The organism is Streptomyces sp. NPDC041200, from assembly GCF_055591805.1.
Genome location: NZ_JBVIZF010000005.1, coordinates 249430 through 272604, shown reverse-complemented (window position 1 = coordinate 272604; position 23175 = coordinate 249430). Strand labels below are relative to the sequence as shown.

Genomic DNA, 23175 nt, shown 5'->3' with positions numbered 1-23175 from the left:
CGTCGGTAAGTGCGCACCCTCAAGGTACCGGCGTGTGCCCTCAGGGAACGCCCGCTGCCCGACGGCAGCGACTCTGCATCCCGTCAGTTCCTCTACAGGCCCGCTCTACAGCGGCTCGCTGCGCCGGCCGGAAGGCCGCTCGACGCACCGTCTCACGAGGTGCAAAGGATGAATAACTTCCCGGTGACTTCTTTGGCAGCCTGCTCGTCCGAACCGGGCCGGCTCGATCTCTTCCTCGGTCTCCAGGACCGCAGCGTCTGGCACAACGTGTTCGACGGCTCGTGGAGAACCCGGCAGTTGCTCGGCCGTCCCTGGCTGACCTCGGCGTCCCCCCGCGGCGATTGGCTGTCCGCGGTGTCCCCGGCCGACGGCCGGATTGAATTGTTCGCCCTCGACGGCGGACGTCATGTGTGGCGCCAGCGCCTGGCGGACGGCTGCTGGGAGGACGAGTGGTCCTATCTGGGGCCGCTCGCCGGAGACACATCGGTCGACGGCTTCACGGTGGTGGCGGCCGAACCGGAGGATCTGCGCCTGGTCTTCGGCCGGAACGAGCGCGGCGAGGAGACGGCCGGTCTCCGGGTGACCGGCGAGGGGGCCGCGTGGCACTCGGGGCTGGGGAGCGCGCAGCGGTTGCAGGCCGTCGCCGTGGCGCCCGGCGAGTTCGACCTCTACCTGGCTGATGTCCCCGGTCAGCGGTTCCTGCGGCAGCGCTTCTCCGGCGGCCGGCCCACGGAGCGGGAGGCTCTGGGCCGGCCGCCCGAGGACGGAACCGTCTCACCCGGTTTCGCGGTGGCGGGCCGGGACTTCTTCGCCGCGGGCCAGGAGGGACTGTGGCACCGGGGGCTGGAGGAGCCGCCGGTGTGGGAGAACCTGGGCGGCGACCTCACGGCGGGCGCCGGCGCCTACCCCCAGGTCGCCGCGGTGTCCCGGGGTGACGTCACCGACGTGTTCGCCCTCTGGGCGGGTACGGCGGTGCTGCACCGTTCCCTCGGCCGTGCCCGTTCGGGGTGGCGGCTCGTCGACGTGTGGGACGCGGGCACGGACGGACACCGGGTCCTGCGCCCGCAGGACCTGGTGACCCTGACGGTGCGCGGTGTCGGCCTGGGCAAGCGCGTACGTCCGGACGGTGATGTCGAGTTGGTGGCCGGTGGCACCGGGGGGCTGCTGATCGTGGACTTCCCTCCGCAGCACATCGCCGAGTCCGCCCTCGACGCGGGGACGTCGAGCGCGGCTTTCCTGGCCGGCCCCTCGCGCCTGTGTTACGCCCTCCGCCAGGGGACGGTCGTCCTCTCCGCCGAGGGACTGCTCGACGCGATGAGGCGGCTGCCGCTGATCACCGAACCGACCTCCACCGGCCAGGAGGTGAGCAGGATCGAGCTGCCGTGGCGGCTGCTCTCGGCGCTTCAGCAAGGCACCAGGTGCGAGCACCGGACGAAGCCGGCCACGGGTGCCGGTGGTGCCACCGAACTGTGGCACAGCAGACTCACCGCGGGAGAGAGCGCCGGACGCCTGGGCCTTCGGCCCCGCGCGGCGGTCGCCGAGCCATCCGGAGGCGCCGCGGACACCCCGCTGCACGGATGGGTGGAGCAGATCGTGGCCGCCGGGGCCAGGACCCCCGGCCGGCCGGTCGAGGTCGATCAGCTGATGCTGAGCGCGTACGGCGCCTGGTTCGCCGCGTCCGGGCGCTGGCCGGAGCTGTCGTGGAGTCACGGCGCGGCGATGGGCCGGGACTACCACGTCGAGGTGGTCAAGCAAGGCACGCTGTTTCCTTTCGGGCACCGTGCCGCGTACGTGCGGCTGGTGGAACGGCGCTTCGAGCAGGGCCAGGAGCCCGTCGCGGCCCTGCGCAAACGGGAACTCCTGGTGGTCACCGAGCCGGGCCGGCCGTACGGCATCGGGGCGGGCGGCAGCCACGAGCGGGCGTTTCCGTTCCAGTACGTCACGCTCCACCCCACGCGGGTCACCGAGCTGGACACGCCGTCCTGGATCGGGGGGTGGGGCTTCTGGCCGACCCAGGAGGGCACCGAGGTCCGCTTCACGGCCATGGCCGACGCGGGGGAAGAGACCGTCTCGCTGCGGCTGCCGCTGCTGTTCGTCGGGGCCACCGGGAGCGGTGGGCCCAGCGCCGCGACGCTGGACGCCGAGTACGCGGCGGGCCCGCGGGGGGCCGGACTGCGCGCCATGGGACGTCCGACGGCGGAGGTCGGCCGGTGCATACCCCTCGCCATGCGGTCGGCGACCGAAGCGTTGCCGGGCGCGGTGCAGGAGGTGCAGTCCATGGCCTTCGGAGGCGTCGGAGTGCCGCCTGGCCCGGACGGGGTGGGCTTCCACCCGAAGGTGACACAGCTGGCAGTCGGACTGCCGGCGGTGCGGCAGCTGATCGGTCCCATGCCACCGGTTCCGGCGAAGTTCGCCGGCCCGTTCCTGGAGGCGCCGCCCGGCGCCACGCCGCCCGACGCCATGCTCGACCTGTTGGAAGCCAAGAGGCTGGACTTCGGCTCAGCGGGCGAACGCGCGGGGCTCCTGGCAGCACCGAAGATGACGGTCGATCAGGTGTCCCGGGAGCTGGGCCCCATTGTCGGCGGTCCGATCGCCGACCCGCGGGATCTGTTCGATCAGGACGCCACGCTGTTCGGGATCGTCCCGCTGCGCGAGGTCATCGCCCGGGTCACGGGCAAACCGAAGATCGTGTGGAGCCGGTCGGGCGGCACGGCGTCCGCGACGCTGACCTGGACCGAGCGACTGCGCCAGAATGCCGCGCCGTTCTACTACGGCCCGACGTCCTCGATCCTGCTGACGGTGCAGTCCCAGCTCGTCTCCGGCCGTCCTGTAGCGCACGCCACCGGGGAGATCAGCGACTTCTCCCTGGAGATTCCCTCGAGACAGTCGGCGTTGGTGAAGCTGACCTTCCGGAAGGTGCAGTTCCGGGCCGACTCCGGTGAGCGGCCGCGCCTGACGTGCGATCTCGCCGCGGCCGAACTCGGCGGGGACCTGGGGTTCCTCCAGACCATCGCGAAGGACATCCTGAAGGCCCTGGGCGGCGGCCCCAGGGTCGAGGCGTCCAGCACTCAGATCACGTCGACGTACTCCGTCTGCGTCCCGAAGGTCCCGCTGCTCGTCTTCACGGCCCAGAACCTCCTGCTCCAGTCCGGCGTCACCCTGTCGCTGACCGACAAGCCGGTGACCATCGACTTCGCGTTCGGCACCCGGGAACGTCCGTTCCTGGTGACGGTCGCCGGATTCGGCGGTGGCGGCTATCTGGAGCTCGGGGTGAGCGCCGGAGGAAGCGGCGCGGGCCTCCGGCGGTTCGTCGGCGGCATCGAGTTCGGCGCCGCCCTGGCCATGGACTTCGGCATCGCGTCGGGGGAGGTGCATGCCTTCGGCGGCGTCGTCTGCGCCATGCGGGGCGGCGCCGCGCCGGACATCACCGGCTATCTGCGGGTCGGCGGCAGCGTGCGGGTGCTCGGGCTCATCGGCGTCTCGATCGAACTGACGATGGCCCTCACCTACCACGCGGACACCAAGGAACTGAGCGGATCGGCACGGCTGGTCATCACCGTGGACCTCACCTTCTGGTCCACGTCGGTGACCCTGTCGTGCCACAAGAGCTTCAAGGCGGACCTGCTCGGTGCCGTGGCGGATACCGGCCTGTCCGGGACCGCGGACGCGCTCCCGGCCGCGGCGACCCCGGCGTCGTCGGTCGAGGCGGCGCTCGGACCGCAGGGACCGGACTACCCCTGGCGGAAGTACTGCCGGGCCTTTACAGGGGCGTGAGTCATGGCGGAGACCCTTCGGCGACAGTTCACCTGGACCGTGCTTCCGGCCGGGCGCATCAGCCCGGTCCCCGGCCAGCCGACACCGATGGCGATCTTCACGGTGTTGCTGACCCCGCGACTGCTGGGACCGTCGGGACAACGGCTCACCGTCGGGGACTTCGGCCTGCAGAGCTGGCCCGAACGCCTGGCGATCCTGGGCTTCAAGGCATTCCGCGCCGCACAGCCACTGCCCGCCGCACCACTCCGGGTGCCCCACACCACCCTCGACGGACAGCAGATCCAGTTCACGCCCGCCGACCAGCAACGTGCCTGGCAGGCACTGTTCCCGGCCGGCACCTTGGTGAAGCCCTACCGGTCCCAGTCCTACCAGGACCGCTCCCGCGTGGAGTTCCCGGCCTCCGAGGCGGGCAGCGAGATCCGCACCGTCTACACGGCGACCGCCCGCGCCCGCCTCACCTTCGGCGAGGCATCACCGGAGGCCGATGCGGAGCTCCGGCGTGCCCTGCGGCAGATCACCCAGCGATGGCAGACCGGACTGCGGTCGCCCGCCGACCTTCCGGAGACCGAACAGACCGCGCTGGAACGCGCGTACGCCTTCTACCGCCGCGACGCCTCCACGTTCACCCCCCTCAGCCCGGAACCCGCCGAAGCCGTGGAGCCCGAGTTCCACGACACCGTGGCACGGCTCGCCGACCACCCGTTCCTGCTCCGGACGCTCGGCCTGCTGATCGACATGGCGGTGCCCGAGTCCGCGCTGGCCGGCACGGCGGCCGCCGCCGAACTGAGCGTCGTACCGCAGTGGCCCGCGAACGATCCCCACCCACCTGCCCACTGGCGGGACGCCGAGCACCGGGACCTCGCGCCCAGAACGGCCTACACCATCACTGGCACGCGCTTCCTCCCGGCGTCCGGCACCGGCCCGGCATCGACCCCGTTCGCCAAGGGGCTGCTCCCGCTGGCCGGCACGAGCGTGGCACCGTCCGGCAACCCGCGGTTCGAGCTGATGTCCTTCGACGTCGACGGAGCCGCGCTGCGACTGGTCGCCGCAGCCGGAGCGGACAGTGGTGGCGACTTCGGCGACGCGGCGCCGCCCGGCGCCCTGCCCGCGCTGCGCACAGCCGGAATCACCCTCGTCGAGCGCGACCGCAAGCAGGAACACGAGAGGCAACTCCAGCGGGCGGCCCGGCGCGCGACCCCCGAGGGCCTCCTCTCGGCTCCGCTGACGGCCGACTCCCTCCTCGGCGGATACCGGGTGGAGGTCTGGGACGAGACGGCCGGACAGTGGTTCTCGCTCTGCCGGCGCAGGGTCAGCTACACGATCGGCGGAGTGCCCGTCGGGCGCGGAACCTCCGGAGACGGACCGGACGGACTGCTGGAGGAGGGCTGGGTCCGCGCCGACCCGGTCGCGACGGGCGCCGGCGCCACGGACGCCCTGTACCTGCACCAGACGGTCGCACGGTGCGACAACTGGAGCCTGGTGGCGGAACGCCCCGACAGGGTCGTCGACACCGGTGACGCGGCCCTGACCACGTCGGCCCCGCCACCGTTCAAGGCGGTCGTCGAGTGCGATCCGGGTTCGTTGCCCCGGCTGCGCTTCGGGCGTGTCTACCGGCTGCGGGTGCGGATCGCCGACCTCGCCGGCGGAGGGCTGCGCGCAGAGGAGGCCGGACCCGGCGAGCAGCGCACCGAACGCGTCACCTATCACCGGTACGAGCCGCTGCTGCCGCCCGAGATCCTGCCCACGCGCGCCTTCGCCCGCGGCGAGGGCCAGGACCGCCTGGTCATCCGCAGTGACCGGGGCATCTCGGTGGCGGACTACGCGGCCGCCCACGGCTACCGTGCCTTCGACCTCCGGCACCTCCTGGCCCCGAAGTGCTCGCTCGAACTGGCGATCCGGCATGACGGCCTGTTCGACCCGGCCATGGGCCCCGACGCCCCCGCGTCCGAGGTCGACCGGCTCTTCGGGATCGCCAAGCGGACCGACCGTGGTCTCCTGGACATTCCCCGAGCGGAGGTTGAGGGCGCCGAGGGCGGAGCCGAGCCCCCTTATGTCGTGCTCCCCGAGGCCGTACCCGTCCTCCCGTGGGCCGCGGACCCGGCAGCGGACCACATCGTCCTCAACACGCACCCCCGTCCCGTCGACCCGTACACCGGCAACCCCGGAACCGTGGACGGCGAGAACCTCCCCATCTTCGCCGAGTGGCAGGATTCCTGGCCCGCGCTCCGGCCGATCAGCCTGCGCCTGGTGGCCGCGTCGGCGGGATGCACCCTCAGCAAGTCTGCCGATGAACGCACCTTCACCGTGGCGCTGGGACCGGCCCAGCAGGTGACGATCGACGTCCCATCGTGCCCGAGGGACCGCGACGTCCGTCTGTTCGGCATCGCACGCTGGATGGACATCGATCCGGAGAACAAGGAGGACCCCGGGTTCCAGCAGATCATCAACGGGAAGAACCGCCTGATCACACCGCCGCGGACCATCACGCTCGTGCATGCCGTGCAACGGCCCCTGTCCGACCCCAGGGGCCGGCTGACGGCACAGCGGCAGCCGGGCAGCACCAACGCCCTGCTGAGGACCGGCGACCTGAAGATCGACATTCCGAGCACCGGCCGTATCGACATCAACGCCGAGTGGTCCGACCGGGGCGATGTGCCACCGGACAGCCCCGCGACCCGGCACGCCGCGCATGTGGGCTCCTACACCGTCGAGCACACCATCCCCTCCGAGGCGATTCCCCCGGTCCGGCAGGAGTTCGGGGACACGCGGCACCATCGGGTCACCTACTCCGTGACGGCCGTCTCCCGCTTCCAGGACTGCTTCCCGCGCCCCGAGGAATGCCTGGCCTCCGGCATCCTCCAGCAGCCCACCGACGTCCCCAGCACCGTGCGGCCGCCGGTACCGAAGCTGCTCTACACCGTTCCGGCCTTCCGCTGGACGGAGAGCACCGACGGGCCGTCGGTCGTCCGCTGGCGGCAGGGCGGTGTCCTGCGGGTCTTCCTCGATCCTCCCTGGTTCGACACCGGGGACGAGGAGGCACTCGCCGTGCTGACCTGGCCCACCCCCGAGCTCCCGCCTCCCGGCCTGCGCCAGCTCAGCGTGGCCGGGCGCGACCCGATCCGCGAGACCGGCGCGCCACCCGGTGTCCTCGGCGAGAACCACGTCGTCGCCCCGGTCCGTACGCGGGCGCCGCTGCCCGAACTGGGCCGCACTGTGGGTGTGGCCGCGCATCCGATCCGCTTCGACGACCAGGGCGACCGCCGGTACGCCGACATCGACCTGTCCCCAGTGGTCTCCTCCTCCTACTTCCCCTTCGTCCAGCTCGCCCTGGCCCGCTACCAGCCGTTCACCACGGCCGGTGTGCCCTCCCTGTCCCCGGTCGTCCGGACGGAACCGGTCCAGCTCCCTCCGCACCGGCGCCTGGTCGTCACCCGGACGGGTGGCCAAGCGGCCGTCCTCGTCGAAGGTCTCGGGCCGGGGGACTCCGCGCCCAATGTCATCAAGACCGAGCTGCAAATCCTCGACTCCGCCGGATCCACCGGCTGGACCACCCTGTTCCGGGCCACCTCCCGGCTCGGCCGGCAGCACGTCCTGGACATTCCCGCGGGCGTGCAGAGAAAGGCACGCGTCGTCATCCAGGAATTCGAGACGCATCCTTCCGCGGCGAACACTTCGGGCACGACGGCCGACGGTACGGGGAGGCTGGTCTACGCCGACATCGTTCCGCTGGATCAGGGATGAATTCCCGGCATCGCGCACAGGACTGATAGGACGAACGAGCCATGGCATTCGGAATGTTCCCCAAGGACCAGGAACAGATCAGGCTGTCACCGGGGGCGACGACCGGTCTTGTGGAGTTCACCGTTCCCCAGACGGCGGGCAAGATGTTCCTCCGTATCGTCGCCGTCGGGTCCGGCTCCGAACCCCTGGGCGGTACGGCGCCGACCATCCAGCTCCGGGCGGGGTCGGGCATCATCGCGACGGTTCCGGCGGCACCGGCCGAAGGAGTGTCCATCCACGACGAGAACACCGAGGCCGTCGCCCGGGCGTCCTGGGCGCGCGAGGCCAACGACATCTTCAAGGTGAGCATCGTCATCAGCAAGAAGGCGAAACGCACATGGAGGGTCAGAATAAGGAACGACGACCCCGAGGAAATGGGCTTCGTCTGGGTGACGTCGACCGACGAGGCGGAGACTCTTCAGCCGCGCATCTCGCCTGCGGGAAAGCGGAGATCGTTCGGGACGCGGGCCGCCTTCAACAAGCCGCTCCCGGTCATCACCGTGGTCGTCGCCAACATCGGCACCGGGGCACTGAGAATCACTGATCCGCCCGACATGGACATCGGGGGCGGCTTCACCCTGAAGGCGCGGCCCGACAGGATTCAGCCCAACCATACCGACTCCCTCGTCTTCAAGGCGGAACCCGTCGCACCCGGAACGCCGGAGGGAGGGCTGCGAACCCAGTACGTCATCGGCACCGCCAGCGACAGCACGGCAGCAGAGAGAACGATCGCCCTCAACCGTTCCGGGGAATCGCCGCCTCCGCCGCCTCCGCCGCCGAACCCGAAACCCGGCAAGGACACCAAGGACAGGAAGGACGCCAAGGACGACGAGATCGAGAAGGGGCCGCACTCTCCCCCGGAATACACCGGTGTCGCCGGACCGGTCGACGTGGACTCCCTGTTCGGGGACGGCGAAGAAAGCATGACACGCCAAATCGTCGAGCTGGAGAAGACGTTCACGACACTCGCCCACTTCATCCCGCCCGAACTGCGCCCGGACCTGGCCGCGAACTTCCTCGCCCGGGAGACGGAACCCGAGGCGGGACCGGGCGCAGGCGAGGCCGAGGGCAGGCAGGAGGGCCGGTGACCGCCATGTGGCTGGTACTCGGCGATCCCGCGGATCGTGCCGCGGTCTGGGCCTACGAGGGACTGCGGGAGCGCGGCCTGGCGCCGCTGGAACTCCTCACACCGGACGCGCTGATCCGCTGGGCACGGCAGGAACACCGCGTCGGGCCGGACGGCGCGAGCTTCCACATCCGCCTCGCCGACGGGCGGCCACTGCAAAGCGGTGACATACGAGGCGTACTCAACCGGATCGTTCGCGCCCCGGTCCGCCCCCCGGTGCTCGCCACGCGGGCCGACAGCGACTACGCCGTGGACGAATTGAACGCGCTGATGCTCAGCTGGCTCCTGTGTGTCGCCCCGGTCACCGTCAACCGGCCCTCGCCCGTGGGCTTCTGCGGGGCATGGCGCTCGGCGGCGGAGTGGGCGGTGCTCGCGGCGCGGGCCGGCCTGCCCGTGCCGGTCCTCGCCCTGTCCAGCCGCACCGGTGCGGCGCCGCAGGACCGACCGGCGACCCACACGGTCGTGGTGTTCAAAGAGCAGGTCTTCGGAGGTGAGCGCCTGCCGGATGCGCGGAGCCTGCCCGACGTCGTACCGGCCTGCGTCCAGCTGGCCCGGCTCGCCGGTACGCAACTGCTGGGCGTCGGCCTGCGCCACGACGGGAAGTCGGTGAGCTTCGCCGGGGCGACTCCCGTGCCCGACCTGCGGATCGGGGGCGGTGCACTCGTCGACGGGCTGCACCGGCACTTCGCCGGTGAGCCGGGGACGGCCGAATGATCGCCGTCTGTGGGATCCCCAGCGATCCACCTACCGCGCTGGTGATCGCCGCCCTCGAACGCACGAGATTCGCCCATGTCGTGCTGGACCAGCGGCGGTTCGAGGAGATGTCTGTCGACATCGAGATCTCCGGCGGAGAGATCCGGGGACTGCTGTCCGGCGACCACGGGCATCCGCACGTCGACTGCTCCGAGGTGACCGGTGTCTACACACGGCTCATGGACTGGCGCCTGCTGCCGGAGGTGCGCGACGGCTCCGACGAGACGGCACGGCGGTGTCAGGCCTGGCACGAGGTGTTGAGCAACTGGACCGAGATCGCGCCTGGTTGCGTGATGAACCGCGCCGCCGCCTCGGCCTCCAACCGGTCGAAGCCCTACCAGTCCCAGCTGATCCGCCGGGCCGGGTTCTCGGTGCCGGACACCCTGGTCACCAACGACCCGGATGTGGTGCGCGACTTCAGGGCACGGCACGGCCGGTTGATCTACAAGTCGATCAGCTCGGTGAGGTCCGTCGTCCGCGAACTCGACGACGAAGCGGCCCAAAGACTCCTCCTCATACGCGGCTGCCCGGTCCAGTTCCAGCGTTATGTCCCCGGCACCAACGTACGGGTGCACGTGGTCGCCCAGAACGTGTTCGCCACCCGGGTCGACACCGACCAGGTGGATTACCGCTACATCCAGGAGCAGGGCGGCCGAACGGAGTTCTCTGCCTGGGAGTTGCCCGGCGACTTGGCGGAGCGGTGCCGGAAGCTGGTGAGTGATCTCGGCCTTGTCCTCGCCGGTGTCGACCTGATCCTCACCGACGACGGAGAGGCGTACTGTCTGGAGGTCAACACCAGCCCCGGCTTCAGCTGCTACGAGACCCGCACCGCCCAGCCGATCTCTCACGCCGTCGCGCTGGCCCTGCGACGGGGTGGTTGATTCGGTGTGGACTACTTCTCCGCTTCATATTCGCCGAGTGGCGAATCGGCGAACTCCAGGTGCCGCCGCGCCGGGCCCTCCAAGAGGTCCAGCAACTCGTCCTCGCGGTAGATGCGTCCTGCTTCGAGGAAGCCGGGTGCGGGCGAGAGCACGATGAAGTGGTGGGCGTCTCCGTCGAGTCGACGTAGCCACAGCAGGAACGCGCTGAGCGCCCGGGATCTTCAGCATGTGTGGCTCGTACCGGCCTGACCGCACCTCGGGGACCTTGTAGGTGCCGGATATTACGTCCGTGCAGGTCGCGCTGTCGGTGAGCTTGGAGAAAGGTCAACGAGATCGCTTCTCTCCTCCCCTGGGCCAAGACCGGGTGTAGCCCATCCGCACCGACCGCGAGATGCTTGACTGTGCTGCTGCGACTCCTCTACCTCACCGTGTCGACCGTGTTCACGTTCGTACGGCTCGTGCCGATGAGCGATCACGAGAAAGATCTGGAGATCCTGGCGCTGCGACACCAAGTCGCCGTGCTGCAGCGCACGGTAGACCGCCCGCAGCTGACCTGGCCCGACCGGGCACTCCTCGCGGCCCTACTACACCGCTTCCCACGAGCACGGCTCCGCCGCCGCCACGCAAAGGCCTCCCGTCCCAAACGCCGTGGCCGACCACGTACCGTCCGCTCCATCCGGATCCTGGTTCTGCGCCTCGTACGGGAGAATCCGAGCTGGGGCTACCGGCGCGTGCACGGCGAACTCTCCGCCCTCGGCATCCCGCCCGCACCCGAGCGGGAACACACCACCTGGGCGGCCTTCTTACGCTCGCAGGCCGACGCCATCCTCGCCGCCGACTTCTTCGAAACCAAGACCCTGACCGGGGCGACGCTGTACGTCCTCGCCGTCATCGAACACGCCAGCCGACGCATCCGCATCCTCGGCGCAACCGCCCACCCGACCGCGGCATGGGTGACCCAACTCGCCCGGAACATGGTCATGGACCTCCACGACGCAAACGCCAGGGCGAAATACCTCATCCGGGACCGGGACGTCCGCTACCCAGCTGCCTTCGACGCAGTCCTGCAGGCCGAGGGCATCAAGGTCATCCAGACCGGCGTCCGGATACCCCGCATGAACGCCATCACAGAACGGTGGGTGCGGTCATGCCGGGCCGAGCTCCTCGACCGCACCCTCATAGGGAACGAAACCCACCTGCTTCACGCACTACGCGAGTACGAGCGGTTCTACAACGATCACAGACCCCACCGCACTCTCAACGGCGCCGCGCCTCTCCGCCCGCTGCCCGCGCCGGTCGTCCAACCGGACAGGCTCGCCCACCTCGACGTCCACCGACGCGACCGCCTCAGCGGCGTCCTCCACGAGTACCACCACATCGCATGACCTGCACGGACGTACTTCTCGGCACCTACAAGGTCAGCAGCGTGCCCGGGGTGACCAGCCGATGGCGGCGCAAGGCGGGTGGCAGGTTCCGGGCGAGAGCGGAGAGCACGGCACGATCAGCCCATGAAAGCCGCGGCCGCACTACTTGCCGACGCAGCACAGCGACCTCATGGCGAAGCGCGGGGATCTCGGCGTTGTTCGCGGCGGTCGACCGGCCCAGCAAAAGAAGGCAGCCCAGTAGTCGGCAGAAGATCAAATAGAGCAGTCGCAGACCCACAATCAGTGATCATGCCCACACGTGGACGATCACAAAGCCCCAGGTCAACGACCGTACGGCAATAAAGACATCTTTCAGGTCTCCCTGGACCACCTCTTCGCCCCGTACAGGCGGCGTCTGCGGTGGATGCGCAGGACCTGGCGGGCGTGTGGGAAGAGCAGGCCGTTGACGGTGACAACCTGTACGTGACGTTGCTCGTGGCGGCCGTGGGCGAGGGCGTCGTCACGGTGGATCACGGGGACCTCTTTCCAGGGCAGCCGGTGGAGTTGGCGGGCCTGGTCGCGCTGGTTGTTCTTGATCGTGAGGAGGTAGTGCGCGCCGCGTTCGCGCAGGCAGGCGGCGTGGGAGTGCTGGGCGTGGAGAGCGTCGGCGGTGATGACCGCCCCGGCGAGGTCGGCATCGTCGACTGGGCACAATGACCAACGAACCGAGTAGAAGGGCCCCACACCGTGGACCTGGACGAGATGTTCGGCGAAGGCTGGTGCGTCACCCTCGCCCCCACCCACTCACGAAAACCCTCCACCTCATGGGCGTCGCCAACCCCGTCCCCTGCCCCGAGGGCCTGAACCAAGCCGCACCCTTCCTCCAAGAGCACCAGGACGAAGGCGCCTTCATCCTCGGCCGCGAAATGCCCGGCGGCTGGACCCTCACCATCGAATTCGAAAGCTCGATCGGCGACGATGTCCTGCGCACCCTCGCCGCCGACGGCCGCACTGCACCGCCATCAGCGCCTACCGCGGCCCCGACACGAAGACGGCTAGCATCGCCCACGACGGCGCCATCCTCGGCCTCCTCGAACTGTCCGGCGGCTACTTCGGCGGCCCCTCCGGCAGCGTAGACACCACCCACCCCGTCGTCGGCTCCCTCACTGCGGCCGGCTTCGACGCCTCCGACGACTGCGAACCCACCGGCGAAGCCGACACCGAAGAGCCCGAAGGCTGCCTCATCCTCGCCGTACGCGTCCTGACCGGCATCACCCTCACCGCAGCCGACTTCGAGAACCCCTGGACCGGCGGCCTCTCCCGCACCGCCTTCTAACCCGGGGCCTAAAACCATCTTGGAATCAAGATAGAGATCGGGCAAGCTCAGCGCGTCTGTTAGCCCTCTGGCAGGGCCTGGAAAACTTCCTGCTCGAGCACGCCGAGAACTTCGACCGCAAGCTGACCGTCTTCACCGGGCCGGTGCTCGAGGACTCCGACCCGCCCTACCGGGGCATCCAGGTACCGGTCCAGTTCTGGAAGGTCGCAGCTTTCATGCAGGACGGAGACTTGGCTGCCACCGCCTACGTGCTCGGCCAGAGCCCCGACCTCACCAAAGGCGCCGCAGCCCAAGCCATGGCGGAAGCCGCGCGAGCAGGCACCCCTCCCCCGCTCGGCGCCTTCCGCACCTTCCAGGTGCCTGTGTCCGATATCGCCCAGCTCACCGGCCTGGACCTGGGACCGCTGCCGGCCGCCGACCAGCTGCCCACCGGAGTGCGCGCAGCACGGCCCTGGCCCCTCCTGAAGTCCTACGACGAGACGGCGGCTGCCGAGTCCGTCAGCTTGCGCACCGGCGCCTGCGCGGCGACTGAATGCACCAGCCACGCGCCAGAGGCCGCTTCCTGCGGATCGAGCGGACCTAGCCCTGGGCAACGGCAGCACCACCAGCTGGGCCAGGATCACCAGTCTCCCGGCCCGCTGACGAATCGAGGTCAGATGTGGATGCTGGCGTGGAAGGGCCCCCCAGTCAACGGACAGGGGGATGAAGCGACCGGGCGGCACGATGAAGTGCAGGCTGGACGGCCCTGCCGGTCGCCCTTGTATCGAGGGCGAGCCGACTACGCTCTCCGCGATGTGTTGCGGCTGCAGGTCGACCATCAGGCGGCCTTCGCCTGTGGCGACCCATTGACGCTCGCGGGCTCCGGGACTTGCGAGCGATGCAGCACGCCGAGCCGCGCCAGGCGCCAGACTGGCTCCGGCGGCGAGCCGTCCTGCCAGAACTGGACCGGGACGGCCGTGTCCGGGTCCGACGCCTCCAGGGCCAGGAAGAACTGATAGAGATCAACCCCTTGGTACTGCCCACCGGGCGCCCCGCCGATAATCTCGACCAGGGCCATGTGCAGGTGGGGGGGCACCCCCGTGCGCTGGTACACGGTACCCAGGAAGTCGCCGCGCGAGACCCGTGCCCCGACGAAGACCGAGCCTGGCACGTCGGTCAGGTGGGTATAGAAGGCACCCATCATGTCGTTCTCGGAACGCATGAAGATCTCGGCTCCGTACACCTTCTGCGTGTCCTGCGCCGGATCGTGCGGCTTGAGCTTGGTGACGTGGCCGTCGAACGAGGCGTACACCGGCGTGCCCTGGGTGCCGCCGATGTCCATCCCATAGCGGATGTACCAGTTCGAGCCGACATGGCCGCCCTGGCCGGGGCCGCCGTGGCCCTGGGTGAACCCCGAGGGGTCGACCGGGGCCGAGATATCGATCGTGAAGGCGCCGCCAGCCTGCACGAGGGCGCGAGGGCGACCGACGTTCCACCCCCCTCCCGGCAGCAGGTCCGAGATCTCGACAGGGATCTCGTCGGAGTTCCACGTCAGGCTCGCGCCGGGGATGGCGCCCTCGACCTCCTGGATCTTGTTCTGCATGACGGCCATCTGGGAGTCGTCGAGGTCGCCGACCCTGGTCGACACCGAGATGCCCAGGGCTGCCGCCACGGAGTTCGCATAGGCGACGGGATTGTTTCCGTCTGACTCGGGCGCGTACTTCTTGAACGCGTCGAGAATAGACAGGCTCTTGTAGAGATTGCTCCGCAGGAGCTTGGCAATCGCGTACCAGCCGTCGGCCCACGTCGGGAAGATCAGGAAGTTGTGCCAGTTGAACTTGCCTGGATACTGTCCGAAATCAGGACCGCCGGGTCGCCCGGTGATATTACCGGGATTGTTGTTCAGCCAGGCGAAGCTGCCCTCGTAGTTGCGCATGTGCGGTCGTCCGCGGGCGATCTCATCCGCATGGACGACGAAGTTGTAGATCTCCTTGCCGTGCCCTTGATAGTCGTTCGGGTCGCTCGGATTCGAGCCTGGGAACCAATCCGTTCGCGGGATGTTCAGGTCGAAGGAGATCTTGTGGTTCCAGTACCACACGTGGTCGCCGAGTTCGAGTGCCATCCTTGTCTCCAGTGTCGAGATGCAAAATGCTTGTTGAATTGCAGAAAGCCAACAAAACTTTAGCGGTTCATACCTCGACAACTGTGCGCCCGATACAGCCTCGATTCTCCTCCGCTCTGCTCTCAGCGGCAAGTTGGACTACCTGAGGGTCGGCACACCTCAGGATGAACGTACAGAGGAAAAGCCTCTAGAAGCGGCGCGGTTGGCACCCTCGAAACGAGAACTCTCTGGTGGCCTCGCTCATTGCTTGATGTCAGTTACCCCCAGTTACCGCCAGGCTAAGTTCCGAACTCGCACAGCACCGTGCCTGAAGGGTGTCAATATTCGATCAGGCGGCTGAGCTGGGCGTTTCCTGTGGATGATGAGGCACTCGGGGTGACATGGCGTGGTACTCGTTGAGCAGTCCGCCAAGTACCTGGCGGCGCCTGACCGTGGCAGCGGGAAGAGGAATGACGTTCGGGTCGTCGTCAGGTGCACGTAGGCCGAGGCTGCGGTGGGCCCGCCCCGCGTTGTAGTGCTCGGCGTACTGGTTGAGGACAGTACGCAGGTGCCGTTCACCGGTGATCAGGATGCGGTCGGTGCACTCGGTACGGACTGTGCGTATCCATCGTTCGGCGAACGCGTTTGGCCGGGGATTTTCCGGCGGAGTCGGGATGACGGCTGTGCCGTTGTCAGCGAAGACGGCGTCGAATGCGGCGGTGAACTTGCTGTCCCGGTCGCGGATGAGGAACCAGAAGCGCCCGGCTCTGTCCTCGAGGTCCATGAGCAGGTTGCGGGCGAGTTGGGTGACCCCTGTGCCGGTCGGGTGGGCGGTGACGCCCAGGACATGGACGCGCCGGGTGGCGATCTCCACGACGAAGAAGACATAGAGGCGCTTGAGGAAGACGGTCTCTACGTGCATGAAGTCGCAGGCGAGCAGCGTGTGGGCCTGTGAGCGCAGGAAAGAACGCCAGGTCTGCTGGGAGGCGCGCTGCGGTGCGGGCGGTAGACCGAGGCGGCGCAGGACGCGCCGGATCGTGGCGGCCGCAGCCCGATGGCCGAGCCGCCGCAGCTCACCTTGAATCCTGACGTACCCCCAGGTCGGGTTCTCTCGCGCCAAGCGCTGGATGAGCGCGACCGTCTCTTCCGGCAACGGTGGCCGACCGGGTCCGACCGCCGCCTGGCGCCACTTCCAGCGCGCCAAACGCCGGTGCCAGGTCAGCAGCGTGCCCAGGGTGACCAGCCGATGGCGACGTAAGACGGAGGGAAGGTGCCGCGCGAGAGCGGAGAGCACGGCACGATCAGCCCACGAAAACCGCGGCCGCTCGACCTGCCGGCGAAGCACAGCGACCTCATGACAAAGCACGAGGATCTCAGCATTGTTCGCGGCGGTCGATCGGGCCGGCGGAGATGGCCGTGATGCGTTTGCCCGCGCACTTGTGCACCAAATCCGAGGCATGAGGGTGCCCCGATTTGTCTTTGCCGGCACCGACGACTGCGGATCTCCTCCGCATTGGCGGGGGGCTCAAGGCGCCCTGGCGTCATTTCGCGATTGACTTCACCCGTCCGGCCCAGCTCCTTCCGGCCCTGGGCCAGGCTGGCGACCGGGCGACCCCTCCGCTGAAGCGTCCGGCCGCATCCCGTCTCCTCGTGGGTGGGGCGTTTCGCGAGAGGTCTTCCCCTCCCCGGAGCGGTGATGGTTTACAGCGGGCCGTACAGCCAGTTGCCGCGGGCTTCGACGTCCTCGCTCGTGAAGTACTCGGTTACGGCGGTGCGGATCTCCTCCGGGCCAAGGGTGCCGTCGCCGTCGAGGTCGAGTTTGGCGAAGGCGGTCGCCATGTCCTCGGTGGTACCGCCGCTTACGGCCTGGCCGAGCAGGGTGTACTCGTCGAGGGTGATCAGGCCGTCGTTGTCCGTGTCACAGATGTCCAGGCAGGCGGAGACCACGTGGTGGAGTGCGGAGATCAGCGCGGACTCGTGGGAGGCAATGGCTCCACGGACGCCGCGCTCGTACTCGGCAGAGCTGATCAGCCCGTTGCCGTCGTCGTCCATGTGCCGCAGGTGCTGGTCCCAGATGACAGCGAGGGCGTCCCTCAGCCGCTGGACCTTCTCCGGCTGGGTGGGGACGGAGTCGGCCAGGCGATCGGCGATGGCCGTCAGGTCCTGCTCGGTGAGGGAACCGTCCTGGTCGGTGTCGAGGAAGGTGAACATCCGGTGGAGCTTGGTGCTCAGTACTGGGCTGTCGACGGTGGTCATGGCTTGCTGTCTCCGCTCTTCGAAAGCGTTGGGCCCGGCATACGCCGGGCAAGTGCAAAGAAGTTGACGGATCGTCAGCGTCATCGGCTCCAGGCAGCTGCCTACCCATCGGCAGGGAGGAGTCTGTCGCCCGAATGAAGATTCATCCGTATGAGTGAATCGCTGGTACGTGTGGCGTAGCGGTGGGCATCGCCGGGGCACGGTCCGGGGGAACCGGCGGCTTCGTGCCAGGGCCGCCCCACCAGTGCGAGCACGCGCCGGAAACCCTGGTCGAGCATGCTCCAGCGTGTGTGAGGAATATCCATGACGCCCATACCGCCGGTCTGCGATCCGGCCTCCGTGTTCGTCGTCCCCTCGATCGCTTTGCCGTTCGAGCCGCCGCCATCCCGTCCGGACGCGGGCACCTTGCGGGGCGCCGCCATCGGCTGGGCCGAGCGACACGGCCTGATCGGGTTGAGAGGCCGGGCCAGACTGGAGGAGTCGGCCCTGCTGGGCCTGGGGGTGGCCCTGGCCGGTCCGGCGCCACTGCCCGGTGCGGCGGTGCTGATGGACTGGTTCCTGTGGGCGCTGGTGCTCGACGACCGGGTCGACGACGGCCCCTGGGGCGAGGGTGGGGCGTTGGAGCGTTTCTCCGCCGAGGTCGAATCGATCGTGGGTCCGGGCGGCGACACGGGCAGCCGCGATCCGATGCTGCACGTTCTGGCCACCGACCTGTGGCCACGCACCCGGAGCCTCGGCGACACGGCGTGGCAGGCGCGATTGCGCCGCAATCTCCTCCACCATTTGCGCGCGCAGCAGGCATTGGTGCGGATGCGAGAGCGCGGCGCGACCTTCACCGTGGCCGAATACACCGAGCTGCGGCGCGACGCGTTCGGCGCGTTGCTGTTCTTCGACCTGATCGAAGCCGCGGACGGCGCCGTCCAGTCCACTGACCCGTGCGGCGAGGGGTGTTGGCGCGACCTGCGCGCTCTCGCAGCGGATGTAATTGCCTGGACCAACGACATTCACTCCGTCGCGAAGGACCTCGTCCACGACGAGCCCTTCAACCTGGTCATGCTTCTCGCTGGGGAACATCGCACCCCTTGGCAGGAAACCCTGGACGCGACTCGCGACATGATCGTCGCGACCGCGGACGGCTTCACCGCCCGCAAACTCCGCCACCTCGCCCACCTGCCACCGTCCGGTCCTCGTGCTGCGGCGCAGGCAGCGCAGATCGGACGGCTCGAACAGGCGATGCGTGCCTCCGCCGACTGGCACGCGGACGTTTCCCGCTACCACCTGCAAGCCACTGCCGGCCCGCACGCCCGCGCCGGCGCGGGCGCCGTGGACACCTCGCTGACGCCACCCACACTGAAGTCACGGGCTTTTGAGACCGACCCCTACCCGCTGTACCGGCGGCTGCGCGACACCATGCCGATCGCCTACGACGAACCCACCGATACCTGGTTGCTGAGTCGGCACGCGGATGTACGCGCAGCCTTGATCGATCCGAGGTTCAGCAACGAGAACTACACCTGGCAGATCGCCCCGCTGCTCGGCCACAGCATCGTGTCCATGGACGGCCAGGAGCATGCCGTGCACCGCGCGCTGCTCACGCCCGCCTTCCGCGGCCGGGCCCTGGCCATCCTCCAGAACTCCATCACCGAAGTCACCAGAGACCTGGTGGCACGGCTCCGCGACCGTGACCAGGTTGACCTGGTGTCCGAGTTCACCGCCCCCCTGCCGATTCAGGTGATGGCCCGCGCGCTGGGCCTGCCCGCCGACACACCCGAGCAGGTCGCCCGGTTGAAACGCTGGTGCACCGTGGGCTTCTCCTACATGGGCAACTACCGTCAGGACCCGGGGCTGTTGACACACGGCCTCGCCAACCGGGACGACTTCTACGACTATCTCCAGCCCCACCTGGACGCCCGGCGCGCTCGCCCCGGCAACGACCTGATCTCCGCCCTGCTGACCTCCACAGTCGACGGCCGACCGCTTTCGGAGCAGTACGTCCGCGGGTGCTGCGCGGTCCTGATGACCGCGGGCAGCGAGACCAGCCACGGCACCCTCGCCAACCTGATAGCCAACGTCCTGGAGGTCCCGGGCCTGCTGAACGCGATACGTACCGACCCGGCGGCGATCGACCTCGCGCTCGCCGAGACCCTGCGCCGCGACCCCGCCCTGCAGTTGGTGCTCCGCCAGACCCGCGAAGCGATCGACCTGCCCTCTGGGGCCGTACCGGCGGGTGTCACCGTCGCCTGCCTTATCGGCTCGGCCAACCGCGACCCTCGCCGCTTCCCGGACCCGGACGCCTTCGCACTGCACCGCGCCGACGACGGTCTCGACCGGGAGTACGGCGGCGCGGCCAGCCACTTCGCATTCGGCGCGGGCCGGCATTTCTGTCTCGGATCGCACCTGGCCCGTGCCGAGATCACCACCGGCCTGCGGTTACTGGTCGGCGAGTACCCCCGCCTTCGCTGGGCGCGCGGTTTCCGGCCCGTACCGACCGGTTTCCTCAACCGCTGCCCCGGCCGACTGGAGGTCACCCTGTGACCGGCGCTGAGCAGGCGGCGACCGAGGGCTACGCGAGCAGCTACGTCGCCCACCACGTCCCTGGCGAACATGCCCGGCTGCGCACCTTGGAGGTCGCGTTCGACCCGGCGACCTTCCGCGTGCTCGGCCGTCTCGACCTGCCCGCGGATGCGCACTGTCTCGACTTGGGTGCCGGAGCCGGGTCGGTCGCCGCCTGGCTGGCCGCTCACCATCCGCTCGGGCAGGTCACCGCCACCGACACGGAGACCCGGTTCCTGCGCTTCCCGCCCTCCACGCGGGTTCGTGTGCTCCAGCACGACGCCGTACGCGAAGACTTCCCGCCCGAGACGTTCGACCTCGTTCACGCCCGCGCCCTGCTGTGCCACCTGCCCCAGCGTGAGGAGCTGCTTCAGCGGGTCGCCGGCTGGGTGCGTCCCGGCGGCTGGCTGGTCGTCGAGGACCTCTCCGTCCGCCCCGCGGATGCCTCCCCGCACCCTCTGTTCAGGAAGATCACACGCGCTGGCGAAAACCTTCTCGCCACGACGGTCGGATCCGACCTGCGCTGGGCCGACACGCTTGCCGACCGATTCATCGAGCTCGGCCTGGACAAGGTCGAGTCCTCCATCACCCCGGGCACCGTAGGCAATCGGAGTGCGACCGATGCCTTCTGGACGGCGACATTCGACCAAGCCGTCCCCGCCTTACTGGACAAGGGGTTTCTCACCCGCCCGGACATCGAGAACATGCGTGCGCTCCATCGCACCCCCTCCTTCACCGACACCGGCATCAGTCTGATCTCGGTCCGTGGCCGCAGGGGCACGCGGGGCCGGGTTCGTCAGTGACCTGCGACCCCAGCAGCGGCGCCCACCGCTCCAAAAAGGTTCGGGCCTGGCTCACTGACGTTTGCCTTCGTGCAGGTAGCGGTAGCCGGTGGCCTGGGAGACGCCCTCTCAATTCGCTTTCGTCCAGCGACATCGAAGACTGTAGAGGCAAGCACTGACAACGGCCTCTGGCCTGTACATTCATGCCCTGTGCCAGCTTCCGGCCGGGGCTTGTCGCTTCGCGCGGATCCGCTTGAAGCTCCCCACTATCCGAAGGACCTCGGCCTCCTGCCCACCGATTCGGGGTGTGGATCGGCGGGGGTTTTGCCGATAGACAGTGCGCTTGCCGAAAATGTCATCCGCCCTGGTGGGAGGCGGTGCGCGCGGTGTACCGGAGGTCGACCGGCGAAGTTGCCAGAACTGGCGCTCTCGTGAGGCTGGCGCTCACCGCGGCAAGATGATCGACCGTGCTGCTGCGACTGGCTTACCTGGGTGTGACGAACGCGTTCGCGATGCTTCGCCTGCTGCCGATGACCGACCGGGACAAGGACGCGGAGATCCTCGCCCTGCGCCACCAGATCACCGTTTTGGAACGTCAACTCGGCAAGGGCAAAGTCCGGTTCACGCCCAGCGATCGGGCATTCCTGGCGGCGCTGCTGCACCGGCTGCCAGCGCACGTCCTGCGAAGATTACGGCTGCTTGTACGCCCTGACACGGTGCTGCGTTGGCACCGCACCTCATCGCGCGCCGCCATGCCGCCTCCTGCCGCCCAAGCGTCCGGGACGGCCACGCACGGTGCGCTCGATCCGCGTCCTGGTCTGCGGCTGGCGAAGGAGAACCCGAGCTGGGGGTACAGGCGTCTACACGGCGAGCTGCGTGTGCTGGGGGTGAAAGTAGGCGCGTCCACCGTCTGGGAAATCCTGAAGGAGGCCGGTATCGACCCAGCACCCGAGCAGAACTCCAGTACCTGGGCCACCTTCCTCCGCGCTCAGGCTGATGCCCTGCTGGCCTGCGACTTCATGGAAACAGTCACCCTGTCGGGGATACGGATGTACGTGCTCGTGGTGATCGAGCACGGCAGTCGCCGGATCCGCGTCCTGGGCTGAAGGGTGTCAATATTCCGATCAGGCTGCTGAGCTGGGCTTTCCCTGCGGATGATGAGGCAACCGGGGTGACGTGGTGCGGTACTCGTTGAGCAGCCCGCCGAGTACCTGGCGGCGCCTGACCATGGCAGCCGGAAGAGGAATGACGTTCGGGTCGTCGTCAGGGGCACGCAGGCCGAGGCTGCGGTGAGCCCGCCCCGAGTTGTAATGCTCGGCGTACTGGTTGAGGACAGTACGCAGGTGCCGTTCACCGGTGATCAGGAGTCGGTCGGTGCACTCGGTACGGACTGTGCGTATCCATCGTTCGGCGAACGCGTTTGACCGGGGACTTTGCGGCGGAGTCAGGACGACGGCTGTGCCGTTGTCAGCCAAGACGGCATCGAATGCGGCGGTAAACTTACTGTCTCGGTCACGGATGAGGAACCGGAAGCGCCCGGCTCTGTCCTCGAGGTCCATGAGCAGATTGCGGGCGAGTTGGGTGACCCATGTGCCGGTCGGGTGGGCGGTGACGCCAAGGACATGGACGCGCCGAGTGGCAATCTCCATGACGAAGAAGACATAGAGACGCTTAAGGAAGACGGTCTCCACGTGCATGAAATCGCAAGCCAGCAGCGTGTGGGCCTGGGAGCGCAGGAAGGAGCGCCAAGTCTGCCGGGAGGCGCGCTGCGGTGCGGGCGGTAGACCGGAGCGGCGCAGAACGCGCCGGATCGTGGCGGCGGCAATCCTATGCCCGAGCCGTCGGAGCTCGCCTTGGATTCTGACGTATCCCCAGGCTGGATTCTCTCGCGCCAGGCGCTGGATGAGCGCGACCGTCTCCTCCGCCAGTGGTGGCCGGCCGGGTCCGGCTGGAGTTTGGCGCCATTTCCAGCGCACCAGACGGCGGTGCCAGGTCAGCAGTGTGCCTGGGGTGACGAGCCGATGGCGGCGTAATGCGGGTGGCAGGTGCCGTGCGAGAGCGGAGAGCACGGCGCGATCAGCCCATGAGACCTGCGGGCGCTCGATCTGCCGGCGCAGCACAGTGACCTCATGGCGGAGAGCGAGGATCTCGGCGTTGTTCGCGGCGGCCGACCGGCCCAGCAAGAGGAGACAGCCCAGCAGTCGGCAGAAGATCAGGTAGAGCAGTCGCATACCCACGATCACCGATCATGCCCACACTCGAGCGGTCGCAAAGCCCCTGGTCAGTCGCCGTACGGCAATAAAGACACCCTTCAGGCGGTAGCCGTCGGCGGTGACGAGTCCGCGCTACCCATGGCCAATAAGGAGGAACCATCACAGAGAGTCCCGTAACACCTAAACCGCACTGGATGGTGAAAATCACTATCGATGCCGGATCGGCGGGCGGACTTCTCCCAGGTCAACGAGTACCGGCGCAGCACCTGTCGGCGAA

Annotated in this window: 14 protein-coding genes and 4 pseudogenes; 10 read left to right on the top strand and 8 right to left on the bottom strand. The window is 68.6% G+C overall.

The genetic code is table 11. The features are described from left to right. Nucleotides 1-183: 183 nt before the first annotated feature. The 5 genes from ACZ6CL_RS16440 to ACZ6CL_RS16420 are packed head-to-tail and all read left to right on the top strand — an operon-like array spanning nt 184 to nt 10314. Entirely contained in the window at nt 184-3774 is a 3591-nt protein-coding gene (locus ACZ6CL_RS16440; RefSeq protein WP_468936584.1) for a hypothetical protein, read from the top strand. Between the two features lie 3 nt (nt 3775-3777). Continuing rightward, entirely contained in the window at nt 3778-7515 is a 3738-nt protein-coding gene (locus ACZ6CL_RS16435) for a hypothetical protein (RefSeq protein WP_468936580.1), read from the top strand. 41 nt (nt 7516-7556) lie between these two features. Then, nucleotides 7557-8642 (top strand): hypothetical protein, encoded by a 1086-nt coding sequence (locus tag ACZ6CL_RS16430; protein WP_468936577.1) that lies wholly within the window; start codon nt 7557-7559, stop codon nt 8640-8642. Nucleotides 8643-8647: 5 nt separating this feature from the next. Continuing rightward, nucleotides 8648-9394, top strand: a complete 747-nt coding sequence (locus tag ACZ6CL_RS16425; RefSeq protein ID WP_468936821.1) for a hypothetical protein — start codon at nt 8648-8650, stop codon at nt 9392-9394. Next, nucleotides 9391-10314: an ATP-grasp domain-containing protein gene (locus ACZ6CL_RS16420; RefSeq protein WP_468936575.1), complete on the top strand. Its 924-nt coding sequence runs from the start codon at nt 9391-9393 to the stop codon at nt 10312-10314. Before ACZ6CL_RS16425 ends, ACZ6CL_RS16420 begins: the two co-directional genes overlap by 4 nt. Before the next feature lie 11 nt (nt 10315-10325). Here the strand turns inward: ACZ6CL_RS16420 and ACZ6CL_RS16415 are convergent, their stop codons facing one another. Next, nucleotides 10326-10466, bottom strand: a complete 141-nt coding sequence (locus ACZ6CL_RS16415; RefSeq protein WP_468936572.1) for a hypothetical protein — start codon at nt 10464-10466, stop codon at nt 10326-10328. A gap of 249 nt (nt 10467-10715) precedes the next feature. Between ACZ6CL_RS16415 and ACZ6CL_RS16410 the strand changes: the two genes are divergently transcribed. Continuing rightward, nucleotides 10716-11699: an integrase core domain-containing protein gene (locus ACZ6CL_RS16410; protein WP_468936570.1), complete on the top strand. Its 984-nt coding sequence runs from the start codon at nt 10716-10718 to the stop codon at nt 11697-11699. A 31-nt stretch (nt 11700-11730) separates the two neighbouring features. Here the strand turns inward: ACZ6CL_RS16410 and ACZ6CL_RS16405 are convergent. The 3 genes and pseudogenes from ACZ6CL_RS16405 to ACZ6CL_RS16395 all read right to left on the bottom strand — a co-directional run. Further along, a pseudogene (locus ACZ6CL_RS16405) lies at nt 11731-11976 on the bottom strand (integrase); the annotation flags it as partial. 77 nt (nt 11977-12053) lie between these two features. After that, nucleotides 12054-12383 (bottom strand): annotated as a pseudogene (locus ACZ6CL_RS16400) (ISAs1 family transposase); the annotation flags it as partial. Nucleotides 12384-12462: 79 nt separating this feature from the next. After that, nucleotides 12463-13059 carry a hypothetical protein gene (locus ACZ6CL_RS16395; protein WP_468936568.1) on the bottom strand — a complete coding sequence of 199 codons (597 nt, stop codon included), beginning with the start codon at nt 13057-13059 and terminating at the stop codon, nt 12463-12465. On the opposite strand from ACZ6CL_RS16395, the pseudogene ACZ6CL_RS16390 reads away from it, so the two are divergent. Beyond that, a pseudogene (locus tag ACZ6CL_RS16390) lies at nt 12981-13403 on the top strand (DNA/RNA non-specific endonuclease); the annotation flags it as partial. The gene ACZ6CL_RS16395 and the pseudogene ACZ6CL_RS16390 overlap by 79 nt on opposite strands. Before the next feature lie 428 nt (nt 13404-13831). Here ACZ6CL_RS16390 and ACZ6CL_RS16385 read toward each other — a convergent pair. From ACZ6CL_RS16385 to ACZ6CL_RS16375, 3 genes are all read right to left on the bottom strand, one after another. Further along, nucleotides 13832-15115: a peptidoglycan DD-metalloendopeptidase family protein gene (locus ACZ6CL_RS16385; RefSeq protein WP_468936566.1), complete on the bottom strand. Its 1284-nt coding sequence runs from the start codon at nt 15113-15115 to the stop codon at nt 13832-13834. A gap of 328 nt (nt 15116-15443) precedes the next feature. Then, the gene (locus tag ACZ6CL_RS16380) at nt 15444-16388 is read right to left on the bottom strand and encodes an integrase core domain-containing protein (RefSeq protein WP_468936818.1); all 945 of its coding nucleotides are present in this window, start codon (nt 16386-16388) and stop codon (nt 15444-15446) included. 407 nt (nt 16389-16795) lie between these two features. Next, nucleotides 16796-17350, bottom strand: coding sequence for an EF-hand domain-containing protein (locus ACZ6CL_RS16375; RefSeq protein ID WP_468936563.1), 555 nt, complete (start codon nt 17348-17350; stop codon nt 16796-16798). Between the two features lie 303 nt (nt 17351-17653). Here ACZ6CL_RS16375 and ACZ6CL_RS16370 point away from each other — a divergent pair, with 303 nt between their 5' ends. From ACZ6CL_RS16370 to ACZ6CL_RS16360, 3 genes and pseudogenes are all read left to right on the top strand, one after another. After that, nucleotides 17654-19885: a cytochrome P450 gene (locus ACZ6CL_RS16370; RefSeq protein WP_468936561.1), complete on the top strand. Its 2232-nt coding sequence runs from the start codon at nt 17654-17656 to the stop codon at nt 19883-19885. Beyond that, a complete protein-coding gene (locus ACZ6CL_RS16365; RefSeq protein ID WP_468936558.1) occupies nt 19882-20706 on the top strand; it encodes a class I SAM-dependent methyltransferase in 825 nt (274 codons plus the stop codon). The genes ACZ6CL_RS16370 and ACZ6CL_RS16365 overlap by 4 nt, the downstream gene beginning before the upstream one ends. Nucleotides 20707-21152: 446 nt before the next feature. After that, nucleotides 21153-21788, top strand: a pseudogene (locus tag ACZ6CL_RS16360) (integrase); the annotation flags it as partial. 21 nt (nt 21789-21809) lie between these two features. Here ACZ6CL_RS16360 and ACZ6CL_RS16355 read toward each other — a convergent pair. Next, nucleotides 21810-22922 (bottom strand): transposase, encoded by a 1113-nt coding sequence (locus tag ACZ6CL_RS16355; protein WP_468936556.1) that lies wholly within the window; start codon nt 22920-22922, stop codon nt 21810-21812. Nucleotides 22923-23175: the final 253 nt, after the last annotated feature.